General features: G+C 74.5%; 13 protein-coding genes. 5 read left to right on the top strand and 8 right to left on the bottom strand.

The features are described from left to right. Nucleotides 1–19: 19 nt before the first annotated feature. Nucleotides 20–769, top strand: coding sequence for a GntR family transcriptional regulator (locus tag ACIQU6_RS17395; protein ID WP_403482482.1), 750 nt, complete (start codon nt 20–22; stop codon nt 767–769). Between the two features lie 19 nt (nt 770–788). Here ACIQU6_RS17395 and ACIQU6_RS17390 read toward each other — a convergent pair whose 3' ends face one another. Then, nucleotides 789–2,210, bottom strand: a complete 1,422-nt coding sequence (locus ACIQU6_RS17390; protein ID WP_403482481.1) for an MFS transporter — start codon at nt 2,208–2,210, stop codon at nt 789–791. A gap of 168 nt (nt 2,211–2,378) precedes the next feature. Here ACIQU6_RS17390 and ACIQU6_RS17385 point away from each other — a divergent pair, with 168 nt between their 5' ends. Further along, on the top strand, nt 2,379–3,635 hold the full coding sequence (locus tag ACIQU6_RS17385; RefSeq protein WP_403482480.1) for a type ISP restriction/modification enzyme: 1,257 nt from the start codon (nt 2,379–2,381) through the stop codon (nt 3,633–3,635). 156 nt (nt 3,636–3,791) lie between these two features. On the opposite strand, the gene ACIQU6_RS17380 is transcribed toward ACIQU6_RS17385, so the two are convergent. Further along, a complete protein-coding gene (locus tag ACIQU6_RS17380; RefSeq protein ID WP_274916575.1) occupies nt 3,792–4,061 on the bottom strand; it encodes a hypothetical protein in 270 nt (89 codons plus the stop codon). A gap of 241 nt (nt 4,062–4,302) precedes the next feature. Next, entirely contained in the window at nt 4,303–5,109 is an 807-nt protein-coding gene (locus tag ACIQU6_RS17375; RefSeq protein ID WP_403482479.1) for an SGNH/GDSL hydrolase family protein, read from the bottom strand. Nucleotides 5,110–5,428: 319 nt separating this feature from the next. Between ACIQU6_RS17375 and ACIQU6_RS17370 the strand changes: the two genes are divergently transcribed. Beyond that, nucleotides 5,429–6,667, top strand: coding sequence for a S8 family peptidase (locus ACIQU6_RS17370; protein WP_403482478.1), 1,239 nt, complete (start codon nt 5,429–5,431; stop codon nt 6,665–6,667). 112 nt (nt 6,668–6,779) lie between these two features. On the opposite strand, the gene ACIQU6_RS17365 is transcribed toward ACIQU6_RS17370, so the two are convergent. Both ACIQU6_RS17365 and ACIQU6_RS17360 read right to left on the bottom strand, forming a co-directional pair. After that, entirely contained in the window at nt 6,780–7,487 is a 708-nt protein-coding gene (locus ACIQU6_RS17365; RefSeq protein WP_403482477.1) for a YoaK family protein, read from the bottom strand. Continuing rightward, nucleotides 7,460–7,843, bottom strand: coding sequence for a hypothetical protein (locus ACIQU6_RS17360; protein ID WP_403482476.1), 384 nt, complete (start codon nt 7,841–7,843; stop codon nt 7,460–7,462). Before ACIQU6_RS17360 ends, ACIQU6_RS17365 begins: the two co-directional genes overlap by 28 nt. Nucleotides 7,844–7,993: 150 nt before the next feature. Between ACIQU6_RS17360 and ACIQU6_RS17355 the strand changes: the two genes are divergently transcribed. Beyond that, on the top strand, nt 7,994–9,106 hold the full coding sequence (locus ACIQU6_RS17355) for a DUF5925 domain-containing protein (RefSeq protein ID WP_403482475.1): 1,113 nt from the start codon (nt 7,994–7,996) through the stop codon (nt 9,104–9,106). 42 nt (nt 9,107–9,148) lie between these two features. On the opposite strand, the gene ddaH is transcribed toward ACIQU6_RS17355, so the two are convergent. From ddaH to asnB, 3 genes are all read right to left on the bottom strand, one after another. Continuing rightward, the gene (gene ddaH / locus ACIQU6_RS17350) at nt 9,149–9,925 is read right to left on the bottom strand and encodes a dimethylargininase (protein ID WP_403482474.1); all 777 of its coding nucleotides are present in this window, start codon (nt 9,923–9,925) and stop codon (nt 9,149–9,151) included. Nucleotides 9,926–9,960: 35 nt separating this feature from the next. Then, a complete protein-coding gene (locus tag ACIQU6_RS17345) occupies nt 9,961–10,350 on the bottom strand; it encodes a GntR family transcriptional regulator (RefSeq protein ID WP_403482473.1) in 390 nt (129 codons plus the stop codon). A gap of 147 nt (nt 10,351–10,497) precedes the next feature. Continuing rightward, the gene (gene asnB / locus ACIQU6_RS17340; RefSeq protein ID WP_403482472.1) at nt 10,498–12,348 is read right to left on the bottom strand and encodes an asparagine synthase (glutamine-hydrolyzing); all 1,851 of its coding nucleotides are present in this window, start codon (nt 12,346–12,348) and stop codon (nt 10,498–10,500) included. Between the two features lie 451 nt (nt 12,349–12,799). On the opposite strand from asnB, the gene ACIQU6_RS17335 reads away from it, so the two are divergent. Continuing rightward, a complete protein-coding gene (locus tag ACIQU6_RS17335) occupies nt 12,800–15,319 on the top strand; it encodes a SpoIIE family protein phosphatase (protein ID WP_403482471.1) in 2,520 nt (839 codons plus the stop codon). Nucleotides 15,320–15,693 lie beyond the last annotated feature (374 nt).

Below are 15,693 nucleotides of genomic sequence, written 5' to 3'. Positions count from 1 at the left end.
GCAGACCGGGGAACCCGCCGTGACCACCTTCGCTCCCGACTCGCTCGCCCTGAACCGCAAGCTGCCGCTGTGGTACCAGGTCTCGCAGTCCCTGCGCGCCTCCATATTGGGCCGCTCGCCCGACGCACCGCTGCGGCTGCCCACCGAGGACGCGCTCGCCGCGCACTACGGCGTCAGCGTCCTGACGATGCGCCAGGCGCTCAAGGAGCTGGAGACGGAGGGGTTGATCAGCCGGCACCGGCGCCGGGGCACCTTCATCGAGCCGCACGCGCGGCGCGGGGCGCCGGTGCGGCTGTTGGGGTCGGTGGACGCGATCGTGGCCCAGCAGTCCGGGATGCGCACCGCACTGCTGGAACACGGGCCGGTCCCCGTTCCCGCCGAACTGTCCGAATACTTTCCCGAGACGGCGGAAGTCACCGGTTTTCGGCGGTTGCGCAGCGACGAGGCGACGGACGAGCCGACCAACCACGCGCGCAACTACGTGCGCCCCGACGTCGCGGCCCGGATCGACCCCGCCGACCTCGCCCGGTGGCCGATGACGAAGGTGCTGCGGGACGCGGTGGGCGTGCGGATCGGGCGGATCACTGACACCGTCGAGGCGCGGCTGGCCGACCCCGAGACCGCCCGGCTGCTGCGGGTGCCGCTGCTCAGCCCGATCCTGCACTACACCGGCGTCACCTACGACGCGTCCGGGCGGGTGCTCGACGTCGCGCTGATCCACTACCGGGGCGACCGGTTCTCGTTCACGGTGACGCTGGACGCGCACTGAGGGCCCGGCGGGCCGCCGCTCAGATCCGCTCCAGGCTCCGCCCGGTGGTGCGCGGCCCCAGCAGCGCCACGTCCAGGCAGAGCAGCACCAGCAGCACCGCGGACCCGGTGAAGACGGCGACCGGCCCGAGGGCGGTCAGCACCGACAGCGCCACGAACGGCAGCACGACCGAGGTGAGTCGGGACAGCGAGTAGGCGATACCGATGGCGCTGCTGCGCAGCGCGGTGGGGAACAGCTCGGTCTGGTAGACGTGGAAGGCGTTGGAGAAGACGTTGCTGCACACCGTCAGCAGGAAGCCGAAGGTGATGATCGCCCAGGGGGCGGTGGCGAAGCCGAAGGCCAGGCCGCAGGCGGCCATGCCCAGCGCCGAGGCGATGATCAGGGTGCGGCGCTCGACCCGGTCGATCAGCGGGACGGAGAGCGCGGAGCCGATCGGATAGCCGCAGTAGCCGAGCGCCGCGTACAGCAGCGAGTCGGTGACGGTGTGTCCCTTGGCGGTGAGCACCACCGGCGCCAGCGAGCCGAAGCCGTAGTAGCCGACGGTCTGGAGCACCTGGAAGATCCACCACATCAGGGTCCGGCGCCGGTGCTCGCCGTGGAACATCTCGCCCAGTGGCACCCGCCGCTCCGGGACGGGCTCGACGTCCGGGACGGACGGCAGGCTGGTGCCGGTCTCCGCCGCCACCCGCCGCTCGATGTCGGTGACGATCCGGTCCGCCTCCCCGGTCCGCCCCTGGACGCTCAACCACCGCGGCGACTCCGGCAGTTGCCGGCGCATCACCTGAAGGAACGCGGCCCCCAGCGCGCCGGCGACCAGCAGCCAGCGCCAGCCGTCGACGCCCAGCAGCTGGTGCCCGGCCACCAGGCGGGCGCCGAGCAGCGCCGCCACCGGGACGCCGACGAAGCCCAGGGTGTAGGCGTGCGCGAGGTAGCGGCCGCGGACCGCCCGCGGCAGGAGCTCCGCCAAGTAGGTGTCCACCAGGACGAGTTCGGCGCCGAGCCCGAGCCCGGCCAGGAAGCGCAGGCCCAGCAGCCAGCCGAGGTCGGGGGCGGCCGCGGCGGCGAGCGAGAACAGCGCGTAGCCGCCGAGGTTCACCAGGAACATCCGGCGCCGGCCCAGCCGGTCGGCGAGGACCGACAGCACGTTGGCGCCGACGAACATCCCCAGGAACCCGGCGGCGATCACCGAGGACTTCGCGAGGTGCCCCAGGCCCCACCGGTCGGCCAGCACCGCGGCGAGCACCCCGCCCAGGAAGACCTCGTAGAGGTCGAAGAAGGCACCGACGCCGACGACCAGCGTGACCCGGCGGTGCCAGCGGGACGCCGGCAGCCGGTCCAGGCGCGCGGCGACCCTGGTCGCGGCGGGGTTCCCCCCGGGCCGTTGGGCCGCGGGGACGGGGGTCCGCCCGCACCGTTCGGGCCTGGGTGCGGCGTCCGTCATGCCGGTCCTCCCTTGGCAGGTGTCCGAACGGGGACCGTACTGCGCCAAGATCAGCAGGCGGAAGACCGTGTCACCCGCTGGGCTGGAGCGGGGTGGGTGCGGTGAACGGGCGCAGCGCCCGCCGTTACCATGCCGGGGGTCAACCATCGGTCCGGGGAGGGGCTCCGCGTGACGGCGAAGCAGGGCGCGCCGGTTCCGACCGCGCCACGGCTGTCCGATCTGATGCCGTGGTCCGTGGCGCCGCTACGGCTCGGCCGCTCCTGGGTGCGGGACCCGGATCCGGCCGCGCTGCGCGCCCGTTGGCGGGCCCTGGCCGACGCCGACCCGGCCGCCCGCGCGCTGCTGTTCCGCCCGTCCCGGGCCCGCACCGTGACGTCGTCGGTCGCCCAACTCCCCGGTGTGGACACCCCGACCGCGCGGCTGTCCCGGGCGGTCGGCCGGTGCCCGGAGCCGGTGCGGGTGCTGCACGGCCCGTTCGACCGGCAGTGGTTGCTGCCCGACCACCGGCTGATCGACGCCGCCCGCCCGGAGTTGTGGCGGGTCGCCGACGAACACCAGCTCTTCCTGGTCGAGTTGGGGCACGTCCCGCAGGCCGCCGGCCCCGCGGTGGTGTGCTCCGCGCTGCTCCCGGACGGGCGCTCGCCGGCCGGGCGGCCCGGCCGGATCCATCCGCTCTACCGCCGGCCCGGCGGCACCGAGCCCAACCTCGCCCCCGGCCTGGCCGCGCTCCTCGCCGACCGCCTGGGCCGCCCGGTCACCCCGCCCGCCCTACTGGCCTGGATCGCGGCCGCCGCGGAACACTCCCCCGACGGCACCGCGGTGCCGCTCACCGCCGACCCGGCGCTCTGGGACCACGGGGTGGCGCTCGGCAGCCGCCTGCGGTGGCTGCACACCTGGGGCGGCGGCGCCGACGGCCCCGACGGGCGGCCCCGGTTGCCCGGCGGCCGGCGCCCCTACGTACGGGCCGCGCTGCCGGCCCGCGGGCTGCCGCCGACCCTGGACTACGACCCCGAGGACGAGGCGCTGCTGCTCGGCGACGGCCGGATCTCGCCGGTCCCGGCGGGCGCCTGGGAGTTCCACGCCGGGGGCACCCGGGTGCTGGCGGAGTGGTTCGCGCACCGCGCCGCGGCCGGCGCCACCGGCGCGGAGCCCGCCGAGCCCGGTTCCCTGGCGGCGCTGCGCCCGGTGACCTGGCCCAGGGAGTGGACCTCGGAACTCCTGGAACTGGTCACGGTGTTGGCGCTGCTGGCCGAACTGGCGCCGGAGGTCGCACAGTTGGCGCGGGAGGTCGCGGACGGGCCGCGGCTCGGGACGGCGGAGCTGCGGGCCGCGGGGGTGCTGCCGGCGCCGGCCGCGGCGGCCCGGCCGGCGTCCGTGCTCGATCACCAGGAGGAGGGCCCGGAGGGCCAGTTCGCGCTGCTGTGACCCCGCGGCGCCGGCCGCGCTGCGGGGCGTGCGGGCGGACGCAAAGAACCACCCGCCACGAAGTGACGGGTGGTGAGGGGGAGGCACCGAGCGGCGTTGAGGCGGAGCCGGGACATTGGGTCGCCTGGAGCCGGTGGTGCCACCGTGCGGGGTGGCTCAGCCGTGGCCGTGGCCACCGAAGAGCGAGCGGCGCAGCCGGCGCAGCGGCGCGAACAGCGACACCCGGTGACCGCGGCTCTTCCTCATGCGTGTGTGGTCACGCGCGGTGAGCTCCTGCATCAGCGATGTGGCGCCCGCCACGTCGCGCTGCGGGATGGCGGGACCACCGAGCACCGCGAGATGACGGTCGAGCCGCGCGCTGGACGCGCCGCTCCCGCATGTGATGGCAGGGACCCGCGCCCTGCTGCGCACTGTTATCTGTTCCATGACTCTCCCCACCCGTACGAGGGCACCCGGCCAACGGGCAGGGTAACCCTATCTCTCTTGGAGGACACGCGTGCATACCGGTCAACGGATTCACCTGCCATGCCTTGACGTTGACGAACACCATACGGAATGTCACGTACAGCGCGCGTAACAGGGCGAGTTGAGCGACCGGCGGGGAGGTCCGGGAGCGCGGGGCGCAGGGGAGTGAGGGGGCTCTCCTCCGCGCCCCGTGCACGGAAGATCACGCAGCGGAGCCGAACACCGGGAGATAGCCGTCGGCTTGGCCGGCGGCGGTGGGGTGGTAGGACTCGTCGACGGGATAGGTCACGCTGTGCAACCACGGGCTGCCGGAGCACAGCTCGTGGCCGGTGAAGGTCGAGTTGACATCGGCGAAGGTGAAGCCGTGCGCGGCGGCGCGCTGGGAGATCACGCCATTGATGTCGTCGGCGGCGGCGTCGACGGCGGCCCGGGACTTCTCGCTGAGGCCGACCGAGCAGCTGCCGTCGAGCTTGTAGAAGTGCGGGTACCCCAGGGCGACGACGCGGGCGGACGGGGCCTTGTCGGCGATGGCCGCGTACACCGTGTCCAGTTTCCCGGGGAGGGTGTTGTCGATGTAGCTGCGGGCCTGGGCGATCCGGGCCAGGCAGGCGCTCTCGCCCTGGAGGGCGCAGGTGGTCATGGTGTTGGCGAATCCGGCGTCGTTGCCGCCGATGGTGATGCTGACCAGGCTCGTGGCCGAGTTCAACGGGCCGAGCTGGCCGCTGACCACATCACCCGTACGGGCCCCGGAGCAGGCGGTGAAGGAGAAGGACGAGGGGGAGTGCGCGGCCGCCCAGAGGGCCGGGTACGCCTTGGTGCTGCGCTTGCAGGAGCCGCTGCCGCTGTCGTAGCTGCCGGCGCCGACGCCGGCGGAGTAGGAGTCACCGAGGGCCACATAGCCCCCGTTGGCGGTGAGTTGGGTCGCCCCGGCGGCGGTCGCGCCGGTGAGCGCGAGTGACGACGCGACGAAGAAGGCGGCTGTCAAGGCCGCAAAACGGGACACTCTCATGGAACCTCCCATAGCAGGATCTCTGCGTGATCTGTTGGTACCAGCAGTCCCGCGTGGCCGGTAGTGTCCATGCCAAAAGTCGTCAAGAATTCACGGCAAATCCGCCGATCTGTCAGCTTCTTCACTGCCGCGCCATTGCCTTTCCATGACGCGTATATGACATCCCGTTGGAACTCTTGATACCGAGCCGCCGCTCGCGGAAGTCTTTTGACGGTCGGTCACGGTCATTTCCGAAACGACCGGTTGCGTACCGCTCGTACGTCCCGCACGTCCACCCCCGCGCGCACCACCGCGCGCCACCGAAGGAGGACCTCCCGCGATGGCAGTGATGCGTTCCACCACCCCCGGCACCACCCGGCGGCGTTCCACCACCCTGCGGATCGCCGCGGCGACCGCCGCGGTCGCGGCGGCGACCACGCTCGGCGCCCTCTCCCTGCCCGCCCAGGCGGCGCCCGCCCAGGGCGCCGTCGTCGGCGCCGGCGCCGCGGAAGCGGTGCACGGCAGCTACCTCGTCACGCTCAAGCCGTCCGCCGGCCTGAAGTCCGCCTCGGCGGACGGCCGCGGCCTGATATCCAGCTACGGGGGCACCGTCCGGCGCACCTACACGGCCGCGCTCAACGGCTACGCCGCCACCCTCTCCGAGGCCCAGGCGAGACGACTGGCGGCCGACCCCGCCGTCGACCGCGTCTACCAGGACCGCACGGTGCACGCCCTGGACACCCAGACCAACCCGCCGTCCTGGGGCCTGGACCGGATCGACCAGGCCAAGCTCCCGCTGGACAAGAAGTACGCCTACCCCGCCACCGCCGGCTCCGGCGTCACCGCGTACGTCATCGACACCGGAGTGCGGGTCTCCCACCGGGAGTTCGGCGGCCGGGCGGCCAACGGCTACGACGCGATCGACAACGACAACGTCGCCCAGGACGGCAACGGCCACGGCACCCACGTCGCGGCGAACATCGCCGGCTCCTCGTACGGCGTCGCCAAGAAGGCCAAGGTCGTCGCGGTGCGGGTGCTGGACGACTCCGGCTCCGGCACCACCGCCCAGGTGGTCGCGGGCATCGACTGGGTCACCAAGAACCACAAGGGCCCGTCGGTGGCCAACGTCTCGCTGGGCGGCGGCCCGGACGCGGCGCTGGACACCGCCGTGCGCAACTCCATCAAGAGCGGCGTGACCTACGCGGTCGCGGCCGGCAATTCCGGGGACAACGCGCAGAACTACTCCCCCGCGCGGGTCGCCGAGGCGCTCACCGTCGGCGCGACCACCTCCACCGACGCCCGCGCCTCGTACTCCAACTACGGCTCCCGGGTGGACCTCTTCGCCCCCGGCAGCTCCATCACCAGCGCCTGGAACACCAGCGACACCGCCACCAACACCATCTCCGGCACCTCGATGGCCACCCCGCACGTCGCCGGCGCCGCCGCGGTCTACCTCGCCGGGCACCCCACCGCCACCCCGGCCCAGGTCGCCACGGCCCTGGTGAACGGCGCCACTTCGGGCGTGGTGACCAACCCCGGCAGCGGCTCGCCCGACAAGCTGCTGAAGATCGTCCCGTGAGGGGGCGCGTCCCCCGTGGACGCCGCCCGCCCTCCCGGGCCGCGCAGGGCCACCCGGTGAACGGCCGCGTCCCATAAGGGCCGTCGGGTACGGGACGTCGACGACTGGCCGGTCAGCCGTCGGCGTCCCGCCCGTGGGCGAGCCCGGGGACGAGGAAGGCGGTGGCCGCGACGGTGACCGCGGCCAGCAGCACCACCAGCGACGTCCGGGTGCCCAGCCCGATCAGCCAGGCCCCCAGCAGTCCGCCGCCGAGCATCCCGCCCACCGAGCCCAGCCGGCGGGGCACGGCGCCGCCGCCGTAGCCCAACCGTCGGTCGCCGCCCAACGCCGAGCCGCTCACCAGGGCCGTCAGCGCCCGGGTCTCCACCGTCGTGGACAGGTCCGGGGCGGCCACCCGCATCGCGGTGACGTTGCGCAGGCCCATCGCCACCGCCATCAACGCGACCACCACATCGCGCTGACCGGTCGCCAACTCCCGGGCCGGACCGGTCTCCCAGCCGGCCGCCGCGGCGCCGACCAGCAGCGCCGCCTCGACCAGCAGCGCGACCGGGAACCACGGCCGCCGGCGGGCGGCCAGCCTCGACTCCAGCCGGGCCCCGAGCACCGCCCCGATCAGGAACGCCCCGAGCGAGACCACCGGCATCACCACCGACAGCCCGCCCTGCCCGGCGATGCCGAAGCCCAGGAAGAGCAGGTTCCCGGTCTGGGTCGCGGTGAAGACATGACCGAGGGTCAGGAAGCTGGCGGCGTCGAGCACGCCGGTGACCACCGTCAGGCACACCATCACCACCGTCAGGGCGGTTCCGCTCGGCGGCTCCACGGATCCGGCTCCTTCCGGTGGGCGCCCGGGGTCGGCGTGCTGCCAGTCTCCGGACGGCCGGCGCGGCGGAGGACCATTGCGCCGTCCGTGGGCGCCCCGACGGCCTGACGCACCCTCAACTCCGGTGCGACGGGGCTCGACCGCGCCCGCTCCGTCCACCGGGTCGGCACGCCGGACCCGGCCCCCGCCACCCGCTCGCCGCCCGCCCCGCACATCACCAGCAGCAGCGCCAGCGCCGCCACCCCGACCACCACCGCCACCCCAAAGGCCGTCCCCCGACGCCCCGGCAGGTGCCCACCGCGCGCCTGCTCCGGCCCGCCCGGCCGTCCCTGACGTTCCCCACCGCGTCGTCGCACGGCGGACCACCCTAGGGCGGGTCCGGCGGGCGCGCACAGGGCGCGTCCCGGCGCGCGCACCGCCCGCGGACAACCGGCCCGGACGACGCGTACGGCGCGACCCTTGATATTCCGTGTACGCGGGCGGCCGCTCTGGCGGATCATGACGGCATGTGTGCCGACCGGGTCCCGCCCTCCCCCGCCGCCGAGGCGCTGCCGCTCCGGCTGACCATGGACGACAGCGACTCCCCGTCCGACGTCATCGACGCGCTCTTCCTGGGCCGGTTCGCCAACGGCGAGCAGCCCTATGCCCGGAGCCGCACGGTGGACCGGGTGAAGTCCGGGCTGACGCTGCTGCCGCCCGGGGTGCGGATCCTGCGCTCGGCCCGGGACGACGACCGCAGCGCCGTCCTCGCCGAGGGCGACGGCTACACCCTGCTGGTCTCCCGTTGGAACCGCGGCGCCGACGTGACGGTCACCGCGGTCACCGACGCGCTCGCCGAGCAGGTGCTCGGGCAGGCCGCGGACGGCGCCGAGGACGAGCCCCCGCCGCAGCCGGAGAACGTCCCGATGGGCTTCTGGTACTTCTCCCCGCGCCGCGGCCCGCACCGCACCTCCCGGCAGATCTCCGCGGGGTCCTGGGAGGACGTCCGGGCCAACTACACCGCCCCGGTGGCGACCGCGCTGGACCGCCTGATGAAGGTCTCCCCCGAAGAGATCGCCGGCCGGCTGCTGTTGCTGCACGGCCCGCCCGGCACCGGCAAGACCTCCGCGCTGCGCACCCTCGCCCGGTCCTGGCGGGAGTGGTGCCAGGTGGACTGCGTGCTGGACCCCGAGCGGCTCTTCTCCGACGTCGGGTACCTGATGGACATCGCCATCGGGGAGGACGACCCCACCGGCCGGAGCCGTTGGCGGCTGCTCCTGCTGGAGGACTGCGACGAGCTGATCCGCGGCGAGGCCAAGCACACCGCCGGCCAGGCGCTCTCCCGTCTGCTCAACCTCACCGACGGCCTGTTGGGCCAGGGCCGCAACGTCCTGGTCGGCGTCACCACCAACGAGGACCTGGAGCGGATGCACCCCGCGGTGGTCCGCCCCGGCCGCTGCCTGGCCCGCGTCGAGGTCGGACCGCTGACGCAGCCGGAGGCCGTCGCCTGGCTCGGCACCGAGGACGGCATCGGCCGCGACGGCGCCACCCTCGCCGAGCTCTACGCCCTCCGCCGCGGCACCCGCCCCACCGCGCTCCCCACCCAACCCCAGGGCACGACCTCGGGGTTGTACCTCTGACGCGGCGCCGCCCCGCCGAAGTGGCGTGCGCCGCGCCGGTGTTCACTCCACGAGCTCGCGCAGCCGCACCGACAGGCAGGTGACGCAGCCCTCCCGCTTCTCGAACTCGCCGATGTCGACGGGGACCGGGCGGTAGCCGAGGCGGGCGAAGAGCTGGGCGGTGCGCGGCGCGGAGGCGGCCAGCAACAGCGCGTCGTCGCCCAGGAGGACGACGTGCGCACCGGACTCCTCCAGGACGGGCCGGAAGTGCGGGAAGACCGACGGGTCGTCGACCAGCGGCGGGTAGCCGACGACGGAGCCGTCGGGGAGGGCGCTGACCGCCGAGGTCAGGTGCAGCACCCGGCTGATCGGTACCGGGACGACCCGGGCCCCCAACGGCTCGAAGGCGGACCGGAGTTGCCGCACCCCCTCGGCGTTGGTGCGGCAGCCGCGGCCCACGTACACCGTGTCGCCGACCGTGAGGACGTCGCCGCCGTCGAGCGTGCCGGGGGCGCGCACCGCGTTGAGGGAGCAGCCGAGCGCCTCGGCGGCCTCCCGTGCGCCGGGGAGCTCGGGCCGGCGGGCGTCGGCGCCGGAGCGGGCGAGCAGCGCGACGTTGCGGAAGACGGCCATGGTGTCCTCGACGAAGACCGCGTCGGGGCAGTCGTCGGCGGGGGCCACCTCGGTGGTCCGCCAGCCGTGGTCGCGCAGCGCCCGGACGTACCCCTCCCACTGGCGCAGCGCCAACGCGGTGTCCACCGGCCGCCGGTCGAGATGGCTGACCAGGCCCTCGGCCAGGCGGGGGCCGGGGCGTCGGACGAGGGCGTGCCGGCTGGTCATGGGCTCCTCCCGGGGCGGGCGCGGGCCGGTTGCGGTCAGGAGTCGCCGTCGTACGTGGCGCGCAGGGCGTCGGTGACGGCGGCGAGGGCGGCGACGCGGTCCAGGCCGAGGCGGTGGGCGCGCCGGGCGTAGGTCGCGGCGGCCGCGGCGGCCTCCTTGTCGGCGGCGTCGCCGGCCGCGGCGACGAAGCTGCCGTTGCGGCCGCGGGTCTCGATCACGCCGTCGGTCTCCAGGGCGCGGTACGCCTTGGCGACGGTGTTGGCGGCCAGGCCCAACTCCTCGGCGAGACCGCGGACGGTGGGGAGCTTGTGACCGACCGGCAGGGTGCCCGTCCGGGCCTGGTCGGCGATCTGGGTGCGGACCTGCTCGAACGGGGCCTCGGCCGCCGCCGGGTCGATGGTGATGGTCAGGGGCTGGGGGGACACGGTGGCGCTCCTGGTGCTGGTGCGGTGGTGGCGCGGCGGGTGCGCGGGTGCGCGGATCCGCCGGCGCGCTGCGCGGTTTTGTCGCATCCATTGTGCGCCAGGAGCGGCCATCGTGCCCGGGAGACGGGCACCCCGGCGGGCCTCGCCCTACAGCTCCAGGCGCGTGCCGGTGGTGCGCAGCCAGGCGTTCATGCCGAGGACCAGCTCGGCGCTGGGGCGGACGTCTCCGGTGGCGCCGTCGGCGGTGGCCTCGGCGAGCACCCCGGAGTCCAGCAGCGGGCGGACCGGGGCGTCCCGGTCGGCGGCCAGCGTCCGCAGCTCGCCGCGGAGCGCCTCGTTGTAGCCCGGGTCCTGGGTGCTGGGGTAGGGGCTCTTGACGCGCTCGGCGACCAGGTCGGGCAGCACGTCACGGGCGGCGGCGCGCAGCAGCGACTTCTCCCGGCCGTCGAAGGTCTTCATCGCCCAGGGGGTGTTGAAGACGTACTCGACCAGCCGGTGATCGCAGAACGGGACCCGGACCTCCAGGCCGACGGCCATGCTGGCGCGGTCCTTGCGATCCAGCAGGATCTGCACGAACCGGGTCAGGTGCAGATAGCTGACCTCGCGCATCCGGCGCTGGTGGCCGATGTCGCTGTCCAGGTACGGGACTTCGGCGAGCGCCTCCCGGTAGCGACGGTGCTCGTAGCCGGGCAGGTCCAGCTTCTGCAGCAGCGCGCGGTCCAGCAGCGCCTCGCGGACCGCGTTGCCGCCGGAGAACCGGCCGGACACGCCGGCGGCGACCCAGGGGAAGGTGTCGGCGTCGACCGACTCCGGGTCGTGGAACCAGCGGTAGCCGCCGAAGATCTCGTCCGCCGACTCGCCGGACAGGGCGACCGTGGACTGCTCGCGGACCGCCTTGAACAGCAGGTAGAGCGAGGTGTCGCCGTCGCCGAAGCCGTTGGGCAGGTCGCGGGCGGCCAGCACCGCGGCGCGGTGCGCGGGGTCCATCAGGGCGGCGGTGTCCAGCATGATGTCGCGGTGGTCGGAGCGGACGTGCTCGGCCAGCGCGTGCGCGTAGGGGCCGTCGGGGGTGCCGCGCAGGTCGTCGGGGGTGAAGTTCTCGGTGTAGCCGGTGAAGTCGACGGCGAACGAGCGGACCGGGCCGCTGCCCTGTTCGGCCAGCGCCTTGGCGGCGAGCGCGGTGATGGCCGAGGAGTCCAGGCCGCCGGAGAGCAGGGTGCACAGCGGGACGTCGGCGATCAGCTGGCGGGCGACGATGTCGTCGAGCAGCTCGCGGACGTGGCCGACGGTGGTGTCGAGGTCGTCGGTGTGCTCGCGGGCCTCAAGGGCCCAATAGCGGCTGACGTGCACGCCGTTGCGGTCCACCCGCACCAGGTGCCCGGGCCGCACCTCGTGCAGTCCCCTGTAGACGCCGTGACCGGGCGTCTTGGTGAAGGTGATCAGCTCGGCGAGGCCCTCGGCGTCGACGGTCGGGCGGACGTCGGGGTGGGCGTGCACCGCCTTGGGCTCGGAGCCGAACAGCACGCCGTCGCGGGTCGGGTAGTAGTAGAGCGGCTTGATGCCCATCCGGTCGCGGACCAGCAGGAGTTGCTCGGTGCGCGGGTCCCACAGCGCGAAGGCGTACATGCCGTTGAGGCGCTCGGCGAACTGCTCGCCCCACTGGAGGTAGGCGTGCAGCACCACCTCGGTGTCGCTGCTGGTCCGGAAGGCGTGGCCGAGCTGCTCCAACTCGGCGCGCAGCTCGCGGTAGTTGTAGACCTCGCCGCTGTAGGTGGTGACGAGCAGGGTGCGGCCGTCCCGTTCGACGCTCATCGGCTGTTTGCCGCCATCGATGTCGATGACCGCGAGCCGGCGGTGGCCGAACGCGGCGTGCGGGTCGAGCCATATGCCGCCGGCGTCCGGGCCGCGGCAGGTCATGGTCCGGGTCATCGCCTCAAGGACGGGGCGCCGGGTGGTGAGGTCGTTGTCGTAGGAGATCCATCCGGTGATTCCGCACATCGTGGCGGCTCCTCCCTCGGGTTACGGCGGGCCGCCGGGGTCCCTCCGACGGCTCGCGCGAGCACCGTACGCCCAGATAGTTGCATCAGCCACCTAAACTTCGGGCGGGGCACCGGATTGAGCCACGCCTCTACCGGGCGCCGGGAAAGCCACGGCAATCCGCGCACCGCCCACCGGGAAAGCCGCGGCAAAGCAGGCGAGTTGGGCCCGCCGTCCGCGCCCATGACACCCATGGTGCGCGCCGCCCGCACCGTGCGCCGACGGGCCGGACGCGACGGCGGGTGATCGGCCGGATCCGGGCCGGGGCGGCGCCCTGCGGGGCGCTGCGGGGCACCGTAGGGCAGGCGCCCCGGCCGACCGCGGGAGTACCGTGGAAAGGGCCGGTGGGACGCGGGGGCGGGCCGGTGGCCGGCCCGCACAGGGTGTTGAGCCGGCATGGGAACGGTCTTGTATGAGCGCCTCCCCGAGCAGCCGCCTCCCCGGCAACGGAGCCTTCGACCTCACCCGGACCGCCGTGGTGCTGGCCGATCGCACCGGGGTGGTGCGCGGCTGGACCGCCGGCGCCGAGCGGCTGCTGGGCCATCCGACCTCCGCGGCGCTGGGCCGGCCGCTGGCCGAGCTGTTCGCCCCGGCGAACCCCGACGCGGCACCCGGCGGACCGACCTGGCGGGCGCGGCTCGCGGCGGCGGACGGCTGGAGCGGCCTGACCGCGGTGCAGGACGCCACCGGGCACCGGCTCGACCTGGAGGTGCGGGTACTGCCGGTCCGCACCGGACCGGACCCGGACACCCGGCTGGTGCTGGCCACCGAGATGGCGCGGACGCCCTGGTCGGGCGCCGGCCGCTCGCTGCTGAACGGGATCCTCGGGGCGTCGCCGTTCGGGGTGGCGATGCTCGACCCCGAACTCCGCTACGTCTGGGTCAACGACGCCCTGGAACGGATGGGCGGCGCCCTGCGCGCCGAGCGGTTGGGCAGGCGGCTGGGCGAGGTGCTGCCGGGCCTGGCGGTGGAGTCCATCGAGACGGAGATGCGCCGGGTGCTGCGCACCGGCCACCCCTCCCTCGGCTACGAGTACCTCGGCCGCCCGGAGTCCGACCCCCGGCACGAACACGCCTACTCCACGTCGTTCTTCCGGCTGGAGGACGAGTCCGGCCGGGTGCTCGGCGTCTGCTACATGGTCCTGGACGTCACCGAGAGCTATCGCGCCCGGCAGCGGATGGCGCTGCTCAACCGCGCCGGCGAGCGGATCGGCGGCTCCCTCGACGTCTGGCAGACCGCCCAGGAGTTGGCCGACGTGGCGGTGCCGGACCTCGCCGACTTCGTCACCGTCGACCTGCTCGACGCGATGGTCAGCGGCGCCGAGCCGGCGCCCGGACCGGTCGAGCCCGCCGACCTGTTCAGCGTGCGCCGGGCCGCGCAGCAGTCCGTGCGGGACGGCTGCCCGGAGGCGCTGATCCCGATCGGGGAGCGGACCGGCTACCCGCCGTCGGCGCCGGTGGTGCTGAGCCTGACCGAGGGCGAGTCGGTACTGATCCCGGACCTCGATCTGGACCACGCGGACTGGGCGGCCGACGACCCGGTCCGGGCCGGGCAGTTGCGGGCGCTCGGATTCCACTCGCTGATGGTGGTGCCGCTGCGGGCCCGGGGCAGCTTCCTGGGCGCGGCCGCGTTCGCCCGCTGGCGGCCGACCGGCCCGTTCCAGCCCGACGACCTGGTCCTGGCCGAGGAGTTCGTCACCCGCGCGGCGATCTCGATCGACAACGCCCGCCGGTACACCCGCGAGCACGCCGCGGCGCTCACCCTCCAGCGCAGCCTGCTGCCGCGCGAACTGCCCGAGCAGAGCGCGGTGGAGGCCGCGTACCGCTATCTGCCGGCCGATTCCCGGTCCGGGGTGGGCGGCGACTGGTTCGACGTGATCCCGCTGTCGGGCGCGCGGGTGGCGCTGGTGGTCGGCGACGTGGTCGGGCACGGGGTGCACGCCGCGGCCACCATGGGCCGGCTGCGGGCCGCCGTGCAGGCGCTGGCCGACCTCGACCTGTCCCCGGAGGAGGTGTTGGCGCACCTGGACGACATGGTCAACCGGGTCGCGCACGACGCGCACAGCGACGACGGGGTGGTCGGCGCGACCTGTCTGTACGCGGTCTACGACCCGGTCGCCTGCTGCTGCACCCTGGCCCGGGCCGGGCACCCCGCACCGCTGCTGGTCAGCCCGGCGGGCGGCTGCCAGATGCTGGAGCTGCCCACCGGACCGCCACTGGGGCTGGGCGGGATGCCCTTCGAGTCCGCCGAACTGCCGCTGGCCGAGGGGAGCTTGCTGGCGCTCTACACCAACGGGCTGCTGCTGGGAAAGGCCCTCGACCTGGACGGCGGGATCACCCGGCTGCGCACCGCGCTGTCCGATCCGCAGGCCCCGTTGGAGGAGATCTGCGAGACGGTCATCAGCACCCTGCCGGGCCCCCGCCCGGTGGACGACGTGGCGCTGCTGCTGGCCCGCACCCGGGCCCTGCCGCAGGAGCAGCTGGCCACCTGGGACATCGCCGCGGACCCGTCGGCGGTCGGCGAGGCCCGGCGGTCCGCCGCCGCCCAACTGTCCCAATGGGGGCTGCCGCAACTGGAGTTCTCCACCGAGCTGATCGTCAGCGAGCTGGTCACCAACGCCCTCCGGCACGCCTCCGGGCCGATCGGGCTGCGGATGATCCGGGCGGAGACGCTGATCTGCGAGGTGTCCGACGGCAGCAGCACCGCGCCGCACCTGCGGCACGCCCGGACCACCGACGAGGGCGGCCGGGGGCTGTTCCTGATCGCCCGTTATGCCAGCCGGTGGGGCACCCGCTACACCCCGCACGGCAAGTTCATCTGGGCCGAACTCCCGCTGGACGCCGCCCCCGAGGCGCTGACCGCGGCGGCGCTCGGCGCGCTCACCGACGAGCTGGACGACCCGGCGGCCCCGCTCGCCGACACGGGCCGGTGAGGCACCCCCACCGCGAAGACGCCCCGGGAGGCGCCCCAACTCCCCTCCCCCGGCCCGGGGACACCCCTCGCGGGCCGCCTTCCCGCGCCCCCGCTTAGCGGCTCCTTACCCGCCCCTTAAGCGCGCCATAAAGATCCACGAGATCGCCCGTTCGTCCCCGATTCCGCTGCTCAGAGCGGTTAGCGTCGCTTCCGCGAGGCGGGGTTCGGGAGTCCGCCGGTGCCGTTCACCGGGAGACGGCACCGCTACCGGACGGACCCCCCCCCCCCCCCCCCCCCCCCTCCCCCCCCCCCCCCGGGGGGGGCGCCCCCGCGGGCCCCCGCCCCCCCCCCCCCCCCCCCCCCCCCCCCCCCCCCCCCCCCCCCCCCCCCCCC

The sequence above is a fragment of the Streptomyces sp. NPDC090442 genome (assembly GCF_044769405.1).
GTDB lineage: Bacteria > Actinomycetota > Actinomycetes > Streptomycetales > Streptomycetaceae > Streptomyces.
Note: the sequence above shows the minus strand (reverse complement) of the source record. Positions and strands in the feature narration are given on the sequence as shown.